At 70.7% G+C, this 16,836-nt stretch carries 19 protein-coding genes; 16 read left to right on the plus strand and 3 right to left on the minus strand.

Annotation, left to right across the window (positions count from 1 at the left end; translation table 11 throughout):
- Positions 1–4: 4 nt before the first annotated feature.
- The 15 genes from argH to BLS25_RS02315 all read left to right on the plus strand — a co-directional run bounded on the left by argH (position 5) and on the right by BLS25_RS02315 (position 14,016).
- A complete protein-coding gene (argH, locus tag BLS25_RS02245) occupies positions 5–1,435 on the plus strand; it encodes an argininosuccinate lyase (protein WP_056228489.1) in 1,431 nt (476 codons plus the stop codon).
- A gap of 51 nt (positions 1,436–1,486) precedes the next feature.
- Positions 1,487–2,134, plus strand: a complete 648-nt coding sequence (locus BLS25_RS02250) for a SatD family protein (protein WP_056227484.1) — start codon at positions 1,487–1,489, stop codon at positions 2,132–2,134.
- Positions 2,131–2,844 carry a hypothetical protein gene (locus tag BLS25_RS02255; protein WP_074694257.1) on the plus strand — a complete coding sequence of 238 codons (714 nt, stop codon included), beginning with the start codon at positions 2,131–2,133 and terminating at the stop codon, positions 2,842–2,844. Before BLS25_RS02250 ends, BLS25_RS02255 begins: the two co-directional genes overlap by 4 nt.
- A 60-nt stretch (positions 2,845–2,904) precedes the next feature.
- Positions 2,905–3,786 carry a DUF2510 domain-containing protein gene (locus BLS25_RS02260; protein ID WP_056227491.1) on the plus strand — a complete coding sequence of 294 codons (882 nt, stop codon included), beginning with the start codon at positions 2,905–2,907 and terminating at the stop codon, positions 3,784–3,786.
- 53 nt (positions 3,787–3,839) lie between these two features.
- Entirely contained in the window at positions 3,840–5,153 is a 1,314-nt protein-coding gene (gene tyrS / locus BLS25_RS02265) for a tyrosine--tRNA ligase (RefSeq protein WP_056227496.1), read from the plus strand.
- 1 nt (position 5,154) lies between these two features.
- Positions 5,155–5,946 (plus strand): DUF4184 family protein, encoded by a 792-nt coding sequence (locus tag BLS25_RS02270; protein ID WP_074694258.1) that lies wholly within the window; start codon positions 5,155–5,157, stop codon positions 5,944–5,946.
- 115 nt (positions 5,947–6,061) lie between these two features.
- Positions 6,062–6,964, plus strand: coding sequence for a ParA family protein (locus tag BLS25_RS02275; protein ID WP_056227506.1), 903 nt, complete (start codon positions 6,062–6,064; stop codon positions 6,962–6,964).
- Positions 6,948–7,865, plus strand: coding sequence for a segregation and condensation protein A (locus BLS25_RS02280; RefSeq protein WP_074694259.1), 918 nt, complete (start codon positions 6,948–6,950; stop codon positions 7,863–7,865). The genes BLS25_RS02275 and BLS25_RS02280 overlap by 17 nt, the downstream gene beginning before the upstream one ends.
- Positions 7,855–8,481 (plus strand): SMC-Scp complex subunit ScpB, encoded by a 627-nt coding sequence (gene scpB / locus BLS25_RS02285; RefSeq protein WP_056227509.1) that lies wholly within the window; start codon positions 7,855–7,857, stop codon positions 8,479–8,481. Before BLS25_RS02280 ends, scpB begins: the two co-directional genes overlap by 11 nt.
- Entirely contained in the window at positions 8,478–9,281 is an 804-nt protein-coding gene (locus tag BLS25_RS02290) for a pseudouridine synthase (RefSeq protein WP_056227512.1), read from the plus strand. Before scpB ends, BLS25_RS02290 begins: the two co-directional genes overlap by 4 nt.
- A 52-nt stretch (positions 9,282–9,333) precedes the next feature.
- On the plus strand, positions 9,334–10,467 hold the full coding sequence (locus BLS25_RS02295; RefSeq protein ID WP_056227515.1) for a prephenate dehydrogenase: 1,134 nt from the start codon (positions 9,334–9,336) through the stop codon (positions 10,465–10,467).
- Positions 10,460–11,215 carry a (d)CMP kinase gene (cmk, locus tag BLS25_RS02300; protein ID WP_235556954.1) on the plus strand — a complete coding sequence of 252 codons (756 nt, stop codon included), beginning with the start codon at positions 10,460–10,462 and terminating at the stop codon, positions 11,213–11,215. Before BLS25_RS02295 ends, cmk begins: the two co-directional genes overlap by 8 nt.
- Positions 11,205–12,728, plus strand: a complete 1,524-nt coding sequence (der, locus tag BLS25_RS02305) for a ribosome biogenesis GTPase Der (RefSeq protein WP_074694260.1) — start codon at positions 11,205–11,207, stop codon at positions 12,726–12,728. The genes cmk and der overlap by 11 nt, the downstream gene beginning before the upstream one ends.
- A 299-nt stretch (positions 12,729–13,027) precedes the next feature.
- Positions 13,028–13,465, plus strand: a complete 438-nt coding sequence (locus tag BLS25_RS02310; protein ID WP_074694261.1) for a DUF805 domain-containing protein — start codon at positions 13,028–13,030, stop codon at positions 13,463–13,465.
- 104 nt (positions 13,466–13,569) lie between these two features.
- Entirely contained in the window at positions 13,570–14,016 is a 447-nt protein-coding gene (locus tag BLS25_RS02315; protein ID WP_074694262.1) for a DUF805 domain-containing protein, read from the plus strand.
- 167 nt (positions 14,017–14,183) lie between these two features.
- Here the strand turns inward: BLS25_RS02315 and BLS25_RS02320 are convergent, their stop codons facing one another.
- On the minus strand, positions 14,184–14,597 hold the full coding sequence (locus BLS25_RS02320) for a GNAT family N-acetyltransferase (protein WP_074694263.1): 414 nt from the start codon (positions 14,595–14,597) through the stop codon (positions 14,184–14,186).
- An 80-nt stretch (positions 14,598–14,677) separates the two neighbouring features.
- On the opposite strand from BLS25_RS02320, the gene BLS25_RS02325 reads away from it, so the two are divergent.
- Positions 14,678–15,580: an NUDIX domain-containing protein gene (locus BLS25_RS02325; protein ID WP_074694264.1), complete on the plus strand. Its 903-nt coding sequence runs from the start codon at positions 14,678–14,680 to the stop codon at positions 15,578–15,580.
- Between the two features lie 141 nt (positions 15,581–15,721).
- Here the strand turns inward: BLS25_RS02325 and BLS25_RS02330 are convergent, their stop codons facing one another.
- Positions 15,722–16,105: an RNA-binding S4 domain-containing protein gene (locus tag BLS25_RS02330; RefSeq protein WP_056227533.1), complete on the minus strand. Its 384-nt coding sequence runs from the start codon at positions 16,103–16,105 to the stop codon at positions 15,722–15,724.
- Between the two features lie 42 nt (positions 16,106–16,147).
- On the minus strand, positions 16,148–16,726 hold the full coding sequence (locus BLS25_RS02335) for a GNAT family N-acetyltransferase (RefSeq protein WP_074694265.1): 579 nt from the start codon (positions 16,724–16,726) through the stop codon (positions 16,148–16,150).
- Between the last annotated feature and the right edge of the window lie 110 nt (positions 16,727–16,836).

Raw genomic sequence — 16,836 nt, forward strand, 5'->3', positions numbered from 1 at the left:
CGACATGAGCAGCGAGACCGGTCAGTCGACGAACGAGGGCGCCCTGTGGGGGGCCCGTTTCTCGGGCGGACCGTCTCCCGAGCTGGCGGCCCTGAGCCGCTCGACCCACTTCGACTGGGATCTCGCTCTGTACGACATCCAGGGCTCGCACGCCCACGCCGCCGCCCTCGAAGCCGCGGGCTACCTCACGGCCGACGAGGCGCAGGCCATGCACGACGGCCTCGACGAGCTCGCGGCCCGCGTCCAGGACGGCTCGCTCGTCGCGGCTCCCGGTGACGAAGACGTGCACGGAGCGCTCGAGCGCGTGCTCATCGAGACGGTGGGTCCGGCCCTCGGCGGCAAGCTCCGCGCCGGTCGCAGCCGCAACGATCAGATCGCCACCCTCGTCCGGCTGTATCTGCTGGATCACTCGCGCACCCTCACCCGCGAACTGCTGCGTCTGATCGACGCCCTGGTCGCCCAGGCCGAAGCGCACGAGGGCGCGATCATGCCGGGTCGCACCCACCTGCAGCACGCGCAGCCGGTGCTGCTCGCCCACCACCTCCAGGCCTACGGGTGGGCCTTCGTCCGCGGCCTCGAGCGCCTGCGCGACTGGTCGGTGCGCGCCTCGGTGTCGCCCTACGGCGGCGGCGCCCTCGCCGGAGCGACCCTCGGCCTCGATCCGCAGCTCGTGGCCGACCGCCTGGGGCTCGCCCGACCCGCCGAGAACTCCCTCGACGGCACGGCCTCGCGCGACGTGGTCGCCGAGTTCGCGTTCATCACCGCGATGATCGGCGTCGACCTCTCGCGCCTCGCCGAAGACGTCATCCTCTGGAACACCCGCGAGTTCGGCTTCGTCACTCTCGACGACTCGTACTCCACCGGCTCGAGCATCATGCCGCAGAAGAAGAACCCCGACATCGCCGAGCTCGCTCGCGGTAAGGCCGGTCGCCTCATCGGCAACCTGTCGGGGCTGCTCGCGACACTGAAGGGGCTTCCGCTCGCCTACAACCGCGATCTGCAAGAAGACAAAGAACCCGTCTTCGATTCGGTGCGCACCCTCGAGCTGGTGCTTCCGGCGTTCTCGGGCATGATCGCGACGCTCCGCTTCCACACCGACCGCATGGCCGAACTCGCTCCGCAGGGCTTCTCGCTCGCGACCGATGTCGCCGAGTGGCTGGTGCGCCAGGGTGTGGCCTTCCGCGACGCCCACGAGATCTCGGGCGCGCTCGTGCGGGCGTGCGAGGAGCGCGAGATCGGTCTCGAAGACGCCGACGACGCCCTGCTGGCTTCGGTGTCGCCCGCTCTCACCCCTCAGGTGCGCGAGGTGCTGACGATCGAGGGCTCGGTGTCGAGTCGAACGGGCGTTGGAGGCACGGCGCCGGCGCGGGTGGGGGAGCAGCGCGAAGAGCTCGTGGCGCGCGCGCAGGCGGCATCCCGCACACTCACCGCCTGAGTATCAGTTATTCGCTTATCATTTGACGAAAATAAGCGTTAAACTTATCTCATGACCGTTGCCGTGATTGCCGACATCGTCGCGTCGCGGCGACTCGATGACCGTGCCGGGGCGCAACGCGCCATCGAAGACGCCGTCGCCACCGTCCAGAACGATCTGCCCCTCGCCACCGCCCCCCTCACGGCCGTGGTCGGCGACGAGCTGCAGGGCGAATACGACGACCTCTCGAGCGCTCTCGCGTCCCTGCTCCTGCTGCGCCTGGCGCTGCCCGATGACGTCGACTGCCGATTCGGCATCGGTGTCGGCGACGTGCGCCCCATCGAACTGGCCGACCGCACCGTCCCCGAGGGGCCGGCCTGGTGGGCCGCTCGAGAGGCCATCGACCACATCGAGCGCCTGCAGCAGCGCGCCGCGCCGCTCGCCCGCACGTGGATCGTCCTCGGCGAGGGGGAGGATGCCACCATGACCGAGACCATCGCGCTCGCCCGCGCCTACGCCCTGAGTCGCGACCAGCTCGTGTCGGCCATGAGCGAGAGGTCGCGCAGACTCACGTACGGTCGCTGCCTCGGCCGCTCCCAGCGCGACCTCGCCGACGCCGAGGGTGTCAGCCAATCCGCCGTGTCGCAGGCACTTGCGACGGCGGGGGCGGCGTCGCTCGTCGAGGGTTTCGCGGCGCTGACCGCGGGGGCTCGATCGTGATCGCGGCCGGGCTTCTGCTCCTCGCGGTCGGCGCGGTCGATCTGCTGCGCCAGATGATCCGCACGCGTCGGTGGCTCGCCTTCGCGGTGGCATCCGTGCTCCTCGTGCTGTTCTCGGCCGGACTCGACGCCGTGATCGCCGGGCTCCTCGCCGTCGCGGTCGCCGCCATCTGGACGTGGGTCGTGCCCGAGGACGGTCCCGCCCGCGCGGGCCTGTGGCCTGTCGCCCTGCTCGCGCTCGCCGCGGCGGCGTGCGTGGTCATCGCCCCGGGGCGGGAGCGGCCGGGTCTGCTCGGCGAAGCGTGGGCGGCGTATCGCCCGGGAGCGTCGGTGTCGATCGACGTGGCGGTCCTCGTCATCGGCTGTCTGGTCTTCCTGCTGGAGTCGGGAAACGCGGTGGTGCGCATCGCGCTGCGTTCCGAGATGGGCGGGCGCGCGGCCGACCCCGAGGGCGCCACCGTGCCGACCCTCAAGGGCGGACGGCTGATCGGGCCGCTCGAGCGCATCCTCGTCTTCGTGCTGACGCTGACCGGTGCGTACACGCTTCTCGCCGCGGTCCTGGCGGCGAAGGGGATCGTGCGCTTCCCCGAGATCTCGAGAGACCGTGACGACGGCGACCGCGCGGAGTACTTCCTCATCGGCAGTCTGGTCAGCTGGGTCACCTCGCTCGCCGCGGCGTTCCTCGTGTGGTGGGGCGTGCACGCGGGCTGACGCCTCACGACCCGCGCGGAGCGGCTACGGTCGAAGCACATCACAGGGGGAGATGGACGCATGAACGCTGCACCAGGCTGGTACGACGCGGGGACGCCGGGGCGCGTCCGCTGGTGGGACGGAACGCAGTGGACGGTGCACGAGGCGCCGGTCGCCGCCGCGGCCCCGGTCGCTGCGCCGCCGCAGCCGGTCGCGGTGCCCGCCCAGTCCGGGCCGCAGCCGGGCTGGTACCCCACGACAGCGGGCGAGCTGCGCTGGTGGGACGGCACCATCTGGACGGGCTCCCGCGTGCGCGACGGCAGAGCGGGGATCGACTGGGCAACGCTGGAGCGGCCGGTCTTCGGATGGGTCGCGGGAGGGATGTTCCTGTTCGCGGGTCTGTGCTTCGTGCTGTCCGGCGTTCTCACGCGGAACCTCACGATCCTGCCCTTGTTCTTCCTGGCGTTGTCGGCGTTGTGGTTGGCGATGGCCGCGCAGAGCACGCGTGTACGACGGATCCCGACACCGGTCGGAGACCCCGTCGCTCCTGAGCAGGTGCGCCCGCTGCCCGGAGAGGTCGACGGACCCGGCGCGGGGTGGTACCCGATCAGCCGCGTCGCTCATCGGTGGTGGACGGGTCAGCGGTGGGGGGCCTACCTCTCGTCGACCTTCGGGGTGCGTCCCACCTTCCATGCCGAGCAGTCGATGCGGACGCTCCGCATCGCGTTGACGGTGATCGCGGCGTTGACGGGGATCGCGATCGTCGTCGGCATCGTCCTCATCTCGATCGCGGCCGGGCCCGTGCAGCTGGCCATCGGCGTGCTCGTGACGGTGTGCGCGGTCCTGTTTGGGGTCGCCATCGCGGTCATCTGGGTGGTCGCGCGCTCGCAGACCCGCGTTCTGCTCCTCCCGACCGATCCGCCCGCGACCGCCGCCGGTCACCCGCCCCAGCGACCCTGGTGAGTGCCCGGGCCGTGGCATCCGGAGTCGGATACCCCCGCTGATACCCTGAACCGGTGTCTGCCTCCACCGATGCGGCGCCCGTGAGCGCCCTCGCCCCCGCCATCGATCCGACCTTCGACAACGTCTGGGACGAGCTCGTCTGGCGCGGTCTGGTGCATGTCTCGACCGACGAGGGCGAGCTGCGCGAACTGCTCGGCGGAGACCCGATCACGTTCTACTGCGGCTTCGACCCGACCGCGCCGAGCCTGCACCTCGGCAACCTCGTGCAGCTGCTCACGATGCGTCGCCTGCAGCTGGCCGGTCACCACCCGCTCGGACTGGTCGGCGGGTCGACCGGTCTCGTCGGCGACCCGCGTCCCACGGCCGAGCGCACGCTCAACGCGCGCGAGACCGTCGAGGAGTGGGTGGGTCTGCTGCGCGGTCAGGTCGAGCGTTTCCTGAGCTTCGAGGGCGACAACGCCGCGCGGATCGTCAATAACCTCGACTGGACCGCACCTCTCAGCGCGATCGACTTCCTCCGAGACATCGGCAAGTACTTCCGCGTCGGCACGATGCTGAAGAAGGACGCGGTCAGCGCGCGCCTGAACTCCGAAGCGGGCATCAGCTACACCGAGTTCAGCTACCAGATCCTGCAGGGCCTCGACTACCTCGAGCTGTACCGCCAGTACGGCTGCGTGCTGCAGACCGGCGGCAGTGACCAGTGGGGCAATCTCACCAGCGGCACCGACCTGGTGCGCCGCGCCGAGGGCGTCTCGGTGCACGCGATCGGCACCCCGCTGATCACGAACAGCGACGGCACGAAGTTCGGCAAGAGCGAGGGCAACGCGATCTGGCTGGATGCCGAGATGTGCAGCCCCTGGGTCATGTACCAGTTCTGGTTGAACACCGACGACCGCGACGTGGTCGAGCGCCTGAAGGTGTTCACCTTCCTCACGCGCGCCGAGATCGCCGAGTACGAGGCCCTGGTCGAGGCGGAGCCCTTCCGTCGCGCGGCGCAGAAGCGTCTCGCCCGCGAGGTGCTCACGACCGTGCACGGTGTGGAGGCCACCGAGGCCGTCATCGCGGCCACCGAGGCGTTGTTCGGGCAGGGCGATGTGACGGTCCTCGACGCCGCGGTGCTCCGCAGCGCGCTCGAAGAGCTGCCGCATGCGACCGTCGCCGCCGGCTCCACCGTGGTCGAGGCGCTCACGGCCACGGGCCTGTGCGCGAGCCTGAGTGAGGCCCGTCGCGCGATCTCGCAGGGCGGTGTCTCGCTCGACGGCGAGAAGGTCACGAGCGACGAAGCGGTCGTCGAGGGGACGCTCCCCGGCGGCGTCTCGGTGCTGCGCCGCGGAAAGAAGACCCTCGCGGGGCTCTTCCTGAGCTGACATGCCGTTCACACCGAGCCACGCCGTCGTCGCGCTGCCTTTCCTGCGCACGCGGCTGGTTCCGGCGGCGATCGCGATCGGGGCGATGACCCCCGACCTGCCGCTTTTCGTGCGCGGGATGTGGCCCGGCTACGGCGTGACGCACGATGTCGCGTGGCTGCCGGTCACCGTCGTCGTCGCCTTCGTGCTGCTGCTGGTCTGGCGGTGCGTGCTGCGTCCGGCCACCCGAGAGCTGCTGCCGCGACCGGTGGCGGAGCGGTTGCCGGCGCAGTGGGATGCCGGCGCCCCCACGGCGCTGCGCGAGAGCGTCGGCGGGGGAGTCATCGGCATCCTGTGGCTCGTCCTCTCGCTCGCGCTCGGCGTCGCCTCGCACATCGCCTGGGACCTGTTCACGCATGAGGGTCGGGTGGGCGAGCAGCTGCTGCCCGCCCTCGCGGGTCAGTGGGGGCCGTTCACGGGGGCCAAGTGGTTGCAGCACGCCTCGAGCGCGTTCGGGCTGGCCGTGCTGGCCGTCTTCGCGCTGGTGTGGCTGTCGCGGCACGCGCCCGCGCCCGTGCGGAGGCAGATTCCGGATGCCGCCCGCTGGGCGTGGTGGCTCTCGCTTCCGGTCGCGTTGGCCGTGGCATCCGTCATCTCGCTCGCGGTGAACGGCGGGTTCGACGAGGAGTACACGACCACGCACCTCATCTACGGCGTGCTGACGAAGGTCGCCGCGGCGTGGGCGGCGCTGACGTTGGCTCTGGCGCTGTTCGTGCAGGTGCGGCGCGCGCGGGTCGCGGTGCGCGCGGGCTAGCGGCGTCCGGTCCCGCGACAGTCTCGGAGACCTCGGTTGTCGCGCGGTGCGACCTCGGCCCGGCCCGCGGGTCACACGGGCGCGGGGACGGGCGGCGGCTAGACTCGGGGACGTTATGACGAAGGCAGGAGACTCGGTGTCGGCGAGCACAAAGGGCCAGAAGACGGGCGCAGACGAGGTCATCCTCGGACCCACCGGTCGCCCGTATCAGGGGTTCCCCACCCCGAAGCCGCTCGACAGCCACGGTCCCGCCCGCATCATCGCGCTCTGCAACCAGAAGGGCGGCGTCGGAAAGACGACGACCACCATCAACCTGGCGGCCTCTCTCGCCGGGTACGGGCGACGTGTGCTCGCGATCGACTTCGACCCGCAGGGTGCGCTGTCGGCGGGTCTCGGCATCCAGACGCACGACGTGCCGACCATCTACGACCTGCTGCTCGACACCAAGCGCGACCCGCGCGAGGTCATCGTGTCGACGCGGGTCGAGGGTCTCGACATCCTGCCCGCGAACATCGATCTGTCGGCGGCCGAGGTGCATCTTGTCAACGAGGTCGCCCGCGAGACGATCCTCGCCCGGGTCCTGCGCAAGGTCGCGGCCGACTACGACGTGATCCTCATCGACTGCCAGCCCTCGCTGGGTCTGCTGACCGTCAACGCCCTGACGGCGGCCCACGGCGTGCTGATCCCGCTCGAGTGCGAGTTCTTCGCCCTCCGCGGTGTCGCGTTGCTCGTCGAAACGATCGACAAGGTGCGCGACCGCCTCAACCCGGCGATCGAGCTCGACGGCGTGCTCGCCACGATGTACGACCCCCGCACCCTGCACTCGCGCGAGGTGCTCGAGCGGGTGGTCGAGGCGTTCGGCGACGACGTGCTCGAGACGGTCATCGGTCGCACGGTGAAGTTCCCGGATGCCTCGGTCTCGGGCATGCCGATCACGGAGTTCGCGCCCGAGCACGCCGCCGCCCAGGCCTACCTGCGGTTGGCGCGGGAGCTGGTCGCCCGTGGCGCCGTCGCCTGACGACACCCCCGACGCCGTCGCCCTCGCGACGGCCCCCGAGCCCGCGTCGGACGCCGAGCTCGCTTCGGCCGCCGATCCGACGTCTATCCCCGAGCCTGTCGAAGGGGCCGGATCCGACGCAACCGGCTTCCGCGTCACCCTCCCCGTCTTCGACGGCCCGTTCGACCTGCTGCTGACCCTGATCTCGCGCGCCGAGCTCGACATCACCGAGGTCGCCCTCAGTCGTGTCACCGACGAGTTCATCGCCTATCTGCGGGCGATGGGGCCCGAGAGCGATCTCGACGAGGCGTCGGAGTTCCTCGTGGTGGCCGCGACCCTGCTCGACATGAAAATCGCCGGGCTCCTCCCGCAGGGTGAGCTGGTGGATGCCGAGTCGGTGGCCCTCCTCGAGGCCCGCGACCTGCTGTTCGCCCGCCTGCTGCAGTACCGAGCGTTCAAGGAGGTCTCGGCGTGGTTCGCGCGGTGCCTGCAGCGCGAGGACAAGCGGCACACGCGCAACGTCCGGCTCGACGAGAAGTACCGCAGCGCCGTGCCGGAGCTGAAGTGGACGCTCAGCGCCGACGATTTCGCCGCGCTCGCGGTGGTCGCCTTCGCACCGAAGCAGATCCCCACGGTGGGACTCGACCACCTGCACGCGCCCCTGGTCAGCATCCGCGAGCAGGCCGCGATCGTGGTGACCCTGCTGCGTTCCGCGGGGACCCTGAACTTCCGCGACCTCGTTGCCGGGGTCACCGAGACGGGGGTCGTCGTCGCACGATTCCTGTCGATCCTCGAGCTGTACCGCCACGCCGCGCTGTCGTTCGAGCAGCTCGAGCCGCTCGGCGAGCTCACCCTGCGCTGGACCGCCGAGAGGTGGTCGGAAGAGAACCTCGCCGCCCTGGGAGCCGACTATGACCGATGACTCCGTGATCGACACCGCGTCCGCGCAGGCCCCGATCCCCGCGCAGCGCCCGAGTGACGCGGCATCCGTCGCCCGTCGCCTCGAGGCGATCCTGCTGGTCCTCGACGAGCCGCAGAGCCTCGTAAGCCTCGCCGCCGCCGTCGGCGCGCCCGTGCCGGCTGTCCGACAGGCCGTCGAGGCGCTCGTGGCTGACTACGACGGTCGGACCGGGGGACCGGTGCGGGGCTTCGAGCTGCGCGAGGTCGGCGGTGGGTGGCGGCTCTACGTGCGCGAGGAGTACGACGACGTCGTCGGCGAGTTCGTCAACACGCAGGCGCCCTCGCGCCTGTCGCAGGCGGCGCTCGAGACCCTGGCCGTCATCGCCTACAAGCAGCCCGTGACCCGGGGGCAGGTGGCCTCCATCCGCGCGGTGAACGTCGACTCGGTGGTGCGCACGCTGCTGTCGCGCGGTCTCATCACGGAGGTCTTCACCGACTCCGACACGGGCGCGATCCACTACGGAACGACCGACCAGCTCCTGGTCAACCTCGGCATCAACTCGCTCGACGAGCTGCCGCACATCTCGCCGTTGCTCGACGACGGCTCGGACGGATTCGACGGAGAGGTACTGAAATGAGCGACGCTTCAGACGCAGCGACAGAGGGCGCGGGCTCGGCGAGCGAGGACGGCATCCGCCTGCAGAAGGTGCTGGCGAACAGGGGAGTGGCCTCGCGCCGCGTCGCCGAGCAAATGATCGTCGAAGGACGCGTGCGCGTGAACGGTCTCGTCGTCACCGAGCTCGGTCGCCGCATCCACCCCGAGACCGACCTGGTCGACGTCGACGGCACGGCCATCCAGCTCGACGAGTCCAAGCGTTACGTCATCCTCAACAAGCCCACCGGGGTCGTGAGCTCGATGAGCGACGACCGCGGTCGCCCCGACCTCCGTCAGTACACGAAGGACTGGGACGAGCGGCTCTACAACGTCGGACGACTGGATGCCGACACGAGCGGCCTGCTGGTGCTGACCAACGACGGCGACCTCGCCCACGTGCTCGCGCACCCCTCGTTCGGGGTGACGAAGGTCTACATCGCCAAGGTCGAGGGGCAGGTGCTGCCGCAGACGATCCAGCGCCTCATCAAGGGCGTCGACCTCGAGGACGGGCGCATCGTCGCCGACAAGGCGCGGCTGCTCGACTCCTCGCGGGGCGAGAGCCTGGTCGAGCTGACCCTGCACTCGGGCAAGAACCGGATCGTCCGACGGATGATGGCCGAGGTCGGTCATCCGGTCGTCGAGCTGGTCCGTCGGCAGTTCGGGCCGCTCCACCTGGGAACTCTCCCGGTGGGGAAGGCCCGCGAGTTGACTACAGTAGAACGAGGTGCCCTGCTCACGCTGTCCCGTCAGGACGACAGCGCTCCGGCCGATCCGGCGGAGTGAGCCTCTCGGGCGCTTCGCGGTGCGAGCGGCGCCGCCCAGGGCAGGAGACCCGATGAGCGAACCGAACGGAACGTCCGCGCGCGCGGCCGGGCCTTTGGCGACCCGAACGAGCGGCACCGTCCGCGTCGTCGGCTCGGGCCTGCTCGGCGCGAGCATCGGTCACGCGCTGACCGCCCGCGGCGTCGACGTCGTGCTCGTCGACGCGTCTCCCTCGCAGCTGCGCCTGGCCATCGACTACGGCGCCGGTCGCGCAGAGCGCCCCGACGACCGTCCCTCGCTGATCGTCGTGGCCGTGCCGCCCGACGTGACGGCCGACGTCGTGCAGCGCGAGCTCGAGACGTTCCCGGATGCCGTCGTCACCGACGTCGCGAGCGTCAAGCTCGAACCGCTGCGTACCCTCCGCGAACGAGGGGTCGATCTCACGCGCTACATCGGCTCGCACCCTATGGCCGGGCGCGAGCGCGGAGGAGCGATCTCGGCCCGCGCCGACATCTTCGTCGGCCGCCCCTGGGTCGTGTGCCGCGACGGCGAGACCTCGGCCTACGACCTGTCCCTCGTCGAGGGCCTTGCCCTCGACCTCGGCGCCACGCTCATCGAGATGACGCCCGAAGAGCACGACGAGTCCGTCGCTCTCATGTCGCACGTGCCGCAGCTGGTGGCGAGCCTCCTCGCCGGCCGCTTCGTCGAGGCGCCGGACGGGTCCCTGCGTCTTGCGGGCCAGGGCGTGCGCGACACGACCCGCATCGCGGCATCCGCTCCCGAACTTTGGGTGCAGATCCTGGGCGCGAACGCGGCGCCCGTCGTCGCGGTCCTCGACCAGCTCGCGGCCGACCTCACGGATGTCGCCGAAGCCCTGCGCGATCCCGAGGTGCCCGGTGCCCGCCGCGCGGTGGCCGACACCATCCGCCGCGGCAACGAGGGCGTGGAACGCCTGCCCGGCAAGCACGGCCAGAACCGCCGCTTCGATACCTTCGTCGTCATGGTCGACGACACCTCCGGCCAGCTGGGGCGCCTGTTCGGCGAGCTCGGCGACCTCGACGTCAACGTCGAAGACCTACGCCTCGAGCACTCGCCCGGTGCCCCGTTCGGCCTGGCCGAGATCAGCGTCGTCCCCGACGCGGTCCGCCGCGCCGTCGACGGCCTCCAGCAGCGCGGTTGGCGGATTGCGAGCACCACCCATGACTGATCCCACCCCCGCCCTGTTCCGGCCCGGCCTCGCCGCGCCCGGCTTCGCGGCCCCCGCCGAGGGGTCGTCCGCGCCCGTCATCGTGGCGATCGACGGCCCCGCCGGCAGCGGCAAGTCGAGCGTGTCGAAGGCCTCCGCCGCCCGTCTCGGGTACGGCTTCCTCGACACGGGTGCCGCCTACCGCGCCCTCGCGTGGCACGCTCTCGCCCACGGTGCCGACACCTCCGACGCCACCGCGGTGCTCGAGGTGTTCGGCGACTTCGACTACGCGATCTCGCTCGACACGACCGACCGCTGGGTGCGTGTCGGGGGCGTCGACGTGACCACCGCGATCCGCGAGTCCCGCGTGACCGACGCCGTCAGCGGCGTCGCCCGCGTGGCCCCCGTGCGCCAGGCGGTGAACCAGTTGTTCCGTCGGCTCGTGGCATCCGCCGGTCTTCCCGGTGTCGTTGTCGAGGGGCGGGACATCACCACGGTGGTCTTCCCCGACGCGCCCGTGCGCATCCTGTTGACCGCCGCTCCCGAGGTGCGTGCGGCGCGCCGCAGCGCGGAGATGACGGATCAGGATGCCGCCAAGGTCGCCGCAGCCCTCCACCAGCGCGACGCCGCTGATTCCACGGTCGTCGACTTCCTCACCGCCGCCCCCGGCGTCGAGGTCGTCGATTCGACCCACCTTGATTTCGAACAGACCGTCGACGCCGTGCTGAGCGTCGTCGACTCCACGATGGGAGCCCGCGATGGGCGTTGAAGACGAGTACGAAGGCGGGCCCGACCAGCTCGCCGAGAAGATGGAGCAGCTCGACGAGGTGCTCGCCGAACAGCGGGCCGAAGCGCTGCGCGCGGGCCTCGAGGACTTCGACCTCGACGAGGAAGACGCCGCCCTCCTCGCGGGTCTCGCCTCGGGTGAGGGAGCGATCGAGTTCCTGCCGGCGCTGCCGGTGGTCGCGATCGTCGGTCGCCCCAACGTCGGCAAGTCGGCGCTGGTGAACCGCATCCTCGGTCGCCGCGAGGCCGTGGTCGAGGACACCCCCGGTGTCACCCGCGACCGCGTGACCTACAAGGCCGAGTGGCTCGACCGGCGCTTCTCGCTGGTGGACACCGGCGGCTGGGAGCCCGACGCGAAGGGCATCGACCGCTCGGTCGCCGCGCAAGCCGAGGTCGCGATCGACCTGGCCGACATCGTCCTCTTCGTGGTGGATGCCACGGTGGGAGCGACCTCGACCGACGAGCACGTCGTGAAGCTGCTGCGCAAGAGCGGCAAGCCGGTCTTCCTCATCGCCAACAAGGTCGATGACGCCCGCCACGAGCCCGAGGCCGCCGCGCTGTGGAACCTCGGACTCGGCGAGCCGCACCCCGTCTCGGCGATCCACGGCCGCGGTGTGGCCGACCTGCTCGACGAGATCATGAAGGAGCTGCCCGACGTGTCGGCGGTCGCCAAGTACGAGATCGGCGGACCCCGCCGCGTGGCGATCCTCGGCCGCCCGAACGTCGGCAAGTCGTCGCTGCTCAACAAGGCCGCCGGCGAAGAGCGCGTCGTCGTCAACGAGCTCGCCGGCACCACCCGCGACCCGGTGGACGAAGTCGTGGAGCTCGGTGGCAAGCTGTGGACGCTCGTCGACACCGCCGGCATCCGTCGCCGCGTGCACCTCTCTCAGGGCGCCGACTTCTACGCGTCGCTGCGCACCTCGACCGCTCTGGAGAAGTCCGAGGTCGCGGTCGTCGTGATCGACGTCTCGCAGCCCATCAGCGTGCAGGACCTCAACATCATCGACCTCGTGCTCGAGTCGGGTCGCGCGCTCGTGCTGGCGTTCAACAAGTGGGATCGCCTCAACGACGACGACATGGAGAACCAGGACCGTCGCCGTTACCTCGAGCGCGAGATCGAGCAGGACCTCGCGCACGTCGCGTGGGCCCCGCGCGTGAACATCTCGGCCCGCACCGGTCGCCACCTCGACAAGCTCGTGCCGGCCCTCGAGCAGGCGCTCGAGTCGTGGGACACCCGCATTCCGACCGGAAAGTTCAACGCCTTCCTCTCGGAGCTCGTCGCCGAGCACCCCCACCCGCTGCGCGGCGGCAAGCAGCCGCGCATCCTGTTCGGCACGCAGGCGGCCACGCGTCCGCCGACATTCGTGCTGTTCACGACCGGGTTCCTCGACCCGGGCTACCGCCGGTTCATCCAGCGGCGCCTGCGCGAGATCTACGGCTTCGAGGGCACCCCGATCGTGCTCAACATGCGCATCCGCGAGAAGCGCCAGCGCTAATCCGCGTCGAAAGCGCCTCGTCCCCGTCGTGGGGGCGGGGCGCTTTCGCGTGCGGGGGCGTCTGCGGGTGCGGGTTTCTCGCGAAACTGCACCTCGCTGACACCTTCGCTGCAGGCTGACGCGGGTTCTGTCATGTCTCAGGACAGGCTGACGCGGGTTCGTCAGCGAGATGCAGTCTCGAGCGCGCCGGGGCCGCGAGGCGCGACGCAACCGGGCCCACATCCGACCGGGAGGTCGATACAGTGCTCTCGCGACGGCGACGCCGTGGCATCCGCCCTCTCTTGACGCCAGGAGACCCCATGACCACCGCCGGCCCGCCGCTCGACCAGCCGTACGACGGCGCGCCGCTAGGCGCCGCGGTCCGCCGCGTCTTCGCGAAGTACGCCACCTTCCACGGGCGTGCGAGTCGCAGCGAGTACTGGTGGTGGGTGCTGACCGCCGCCGTCGTGGGCACGGTGCTGAACGCGCTGCCTACGCTGACCGATGGCATCCGGATCGAAGCCGACGGCTCGACGACCATCACCGGACCGCACGGGGTGATCCTCGGGGCGATCTGGCTCGTGTGGGCTCTCGCGACGATCATCCCCACGTTCGCCGTGCTCGTACGGCGCCTGCACGACACCGGTCGCAGCGGTTTCTGGGTGTTCATCGGGCTGGTGCCGTTGATCGGCGCCCTGGTGCTCTTCGTGTTCACGCTGCAGGGGCGGCGACCCGAGGGTGCGCGCTTCGACGGATGAAGGGCGAAACAATGTCGCCCCCCCGCGTGGCGGAATCGATAAGGTGCATTCGCGCCGACGAGCGTGCCGGCGCATTCACTCGCCTATGTGTCAGGGGGACACTCATGTCGTACTCGCAGAACACCGTTGCGCTGGACCAGCCGTACTACGGCGCTCCGCTGGGAGCAGCCGTCCAGCGCTTCTTCAAGAAGTACGCCACCTTCACCGGTCGGGCCAGCCGCAGCGAATTCTGGTGGTGGATTCTCGCGAACGTCATCGTCGTGGCCGTGCTCGAGATCCTCGCGCTCGTCACGGGCGGAGCGGGCGGACTCGACCCCGAAGGCAACGCAGCTGCTCCGAGCGGGCTGGGCCTGGTGTTTCTCGTCGTGCTGATCGCCTGGGGGCTGGCGACGTTCGTGCCGCACCTGGCCCTGATCGTGCGCCGTCTGCACGACACGAACAAGAGCGGCTTCTGGATCTTCATCGCGTTCGTGCCCATCGTCGGACCGCTCGTCCTTCTCGTGTTCGAGCTGCTCCCCGCCGACCCGGCGGGCGCGCGCTTCGACGCCTGAGACCCCAGCGAACGCCCCGGCCCGAGTGGTCGGGGCGTTCCTCGTTTCCGGATGCCACGACCCGGTCCCTCCGCTCATGCACCGGTCGCTGCCGGTCGACGGAGCCGGGCGGTGACCGACGTGTCATCGGGATGCGGCGTCGGCGTGGGGAGCCGGCATCCGGTGCCTCAGAGGGGTGCGGCGGGGCGGACGAGAGCCGTCCGGTCGGGCTCGGCGAACCCGAACTGACGGTAGAGGCCGTGCGCGTCGCTCGTGAAGAGCGTCCACCGGAAGTGGGGACCCGGGCCCTCGTCGATCATCAGCGAGACCAGGCCCTTGCCGAGGCCGTGACCGCGGTGCGCGGCGACGACGAACACGTCGGCCAGGTAGGCGAACCCGACGCCGTCGGAGATCGCCCGCGCGAAGCCCACCAACGCACCCGTCTCACGGTGGTACGCGGCGACGACGCGCCACGCGCTGTCGAGCTGGGCCTCGACGTCGGCACGGGTGCGCCAGCGCCCCCAGTACGCCTCGGTGCTCAGCCACTGCCAGACCGCGTCGCGGTCGATCCGCGCGGGGTCGTCGTCGAATTCGTACTGCATCCGACCAGTGTTCCGCGTTTCGCGGCGCGATGTGACGCCCGGCGGCGCCCTCGCGCGAGGGGTGTGCCAGGCTGGAGACGATGACGATCGAGCCCCCTGCCCCCGGCGAGCCGCGGCGTCCGCACGGACCTCGCGACCCGGGCGACGCCTGGGTCGTCGCGCCCACGGGCGAGAAATACTGGGGGCGCTTCGGAGCGGCAGGGCTCCTGGCTCTCGACCCCGAGCGCGGCGTTCTGCTGCAGCACCGGGTCTCGTGGAGTCACTTCGGCAACACCTGGGCTCTGCCGGGAGGCGCGCGACACGAGGGCGAGTCCGCTCGCGACGGTGCGCTACGCGAATCGGGCGAAGAGGCGGGAGTGCCGGCGGATGCCGTGCGGGCTCGCTTCGAGAGCGTGCTCGACCTCGGCATCTGGTCGTACTCGACCCTGGTAGCCGACGTCACGACACCGTTCGAGCCCGTGATCAGCGACCCCGAGAGCGTCGCCCTGGAATGGGTTGCCGTCGACGAGGTCGACTCGCTGCCCCTGCATCCCGGCTTCGCCGCATCATGGCCGGCCCTGCGCGAGGCCCTGACCGTGCGTCCGGCGATCGTCGTCGACGTGGCCAACGTCATGGGCTCGGTTCCCGACGGATGGTGGAAAGACCGCGCCGGCGCCGCGACCCGCCTGGTGACGAAGGTCTCGCGGCTGGCGGAGCGGGGAGTGGATGCCGAGGCCCTCGGGCTTTCCGCGACGCGCTGGTTCCCCTCGGTCACCGCGGTGCTGGAGGGTCAGGCGCGGTCCGCCCAGCCCGTGGCACCCGCGATCGAGGTGCGGCACGCGCCGGGGGAGGGTGACGACGAGATCGTCGCCGTCGTGCGCGAGGTCGCGGGGGCGTTTCGTCCGGTGGTCGTCGTGACGAGCGACCGCGAACTGGCGGCGCGCGTCGAGGAGCTCGGGGCGAGCGTGCACGGAGCGCACTGGTTGCTCGACCAGCTGAACTGACGGCTGCGTCAGCCGCCCCGCGAGGCCGCGCGTGTGGCGAGGCGTCGGCGGGTTCGCCGGGTCAGTGATTCGCACAAGCTCAGTCGGTGGGCGAGGAATGCGGCTGAGGTTGTGCGGATTGCGGAGGGTGTGACGCGACGGTCAGTCGAGTTCGCGGCCGCGGAGCTTCTCGATGTCGCGGCGGTCGCGCTTGGTGGGGCGGCCGGCGCCGCGATCGCGCACCGGAACGAACGGCATGCTCTCTTTCGAGGGCGGCGGGGGAGTGCGGTCGTCCACGGACTCCGCAACGAGGGCCGCCCCGACACGCTTCGCGATCGTCTTCTTCACGACGAGGATCCGGTCGAAACCCTGGATCCGCACCCGCAACTCGTCGCCCGGGCGCACGGGTTGCGCCGCCTTGGCGCGTTCGCCGTTGACTCGGACGTGGCCCGCACGGCACGCAGTCGTCGCCGCGGACCGGGTCTTGTAGACGCGCACTGCCCAGAGCCACGCGTCGACGCGTGCGGTGGTCGTGGCATCCGTCATGTCAGGTCTTTCGTCGGCGAACCTCCATCGTAAGACGGGGTCTCACCCGCGCAGGGTCAGCGAGACGAGAGCGCGGTCCGGCTTGGGGCGATCGACGATGTCGAAGCCCGCCTGTTCGAACATCGACACGGTGCCGCGGTACAGCTGGTTGGCGGAGCGCCTCGTGACGGTGGGGTCGAGGGGGTACGCCTCGACGACGCGGGCGCCGGCGTCGCGGGCGGTCGAGACCGCGGCATCCAGGAGTTTCTTCATCAGGCCCTGACCGCGGTGAGCCGTGCGGACGACGAAGCACGAGATCGACCACACGTCGTCGGCGTCGAGGGGCTCGTCCGTCGCGGTCGTGACGTCGCGGGTGCGCAGGAGGCGCGTCTGGTCGATGCGGGGACCGACGCGCACCCAGCCCGCGGGCTCGCCGTCGACGTAGGCGATGAGCCCGGGAGCGCGATCGCCGTGCATCTCGGCGTGAAAGCGCGTGGTGAGGTCGTCGCGCGAGGTTTTTTGGAACTCGGCGTTGGTGAGCAGCCACCATTGGCATTGGCATCCGGGACCGTCGCCGCTGTCGAGCGCCGTCTCGGCGTCGTCGAAGCGGTCACCGGTGGCGGGCAGGATCGCGATCGTCATGCCCGAGACCGTAGCGAGGGCCTCCGACATCGGACAAGGGCGTGCGCACACGCCCGGGGTGGGCGTTGGTTCGCGGGGGCGTCGGCGAGGGGCTAATATAGGGGAGTTGC

The sequence above is a fragment of the Microbacterium testaceum StLB037 genome (genome assembly GCF_900104345.1).
Taxonomy (GTDB): Bacteria; Actinomycetota; Actinomycetes; order Actinomycetales; family Microbacteriaceae; genus Microbacterium; species Microbacterium testaceum_A.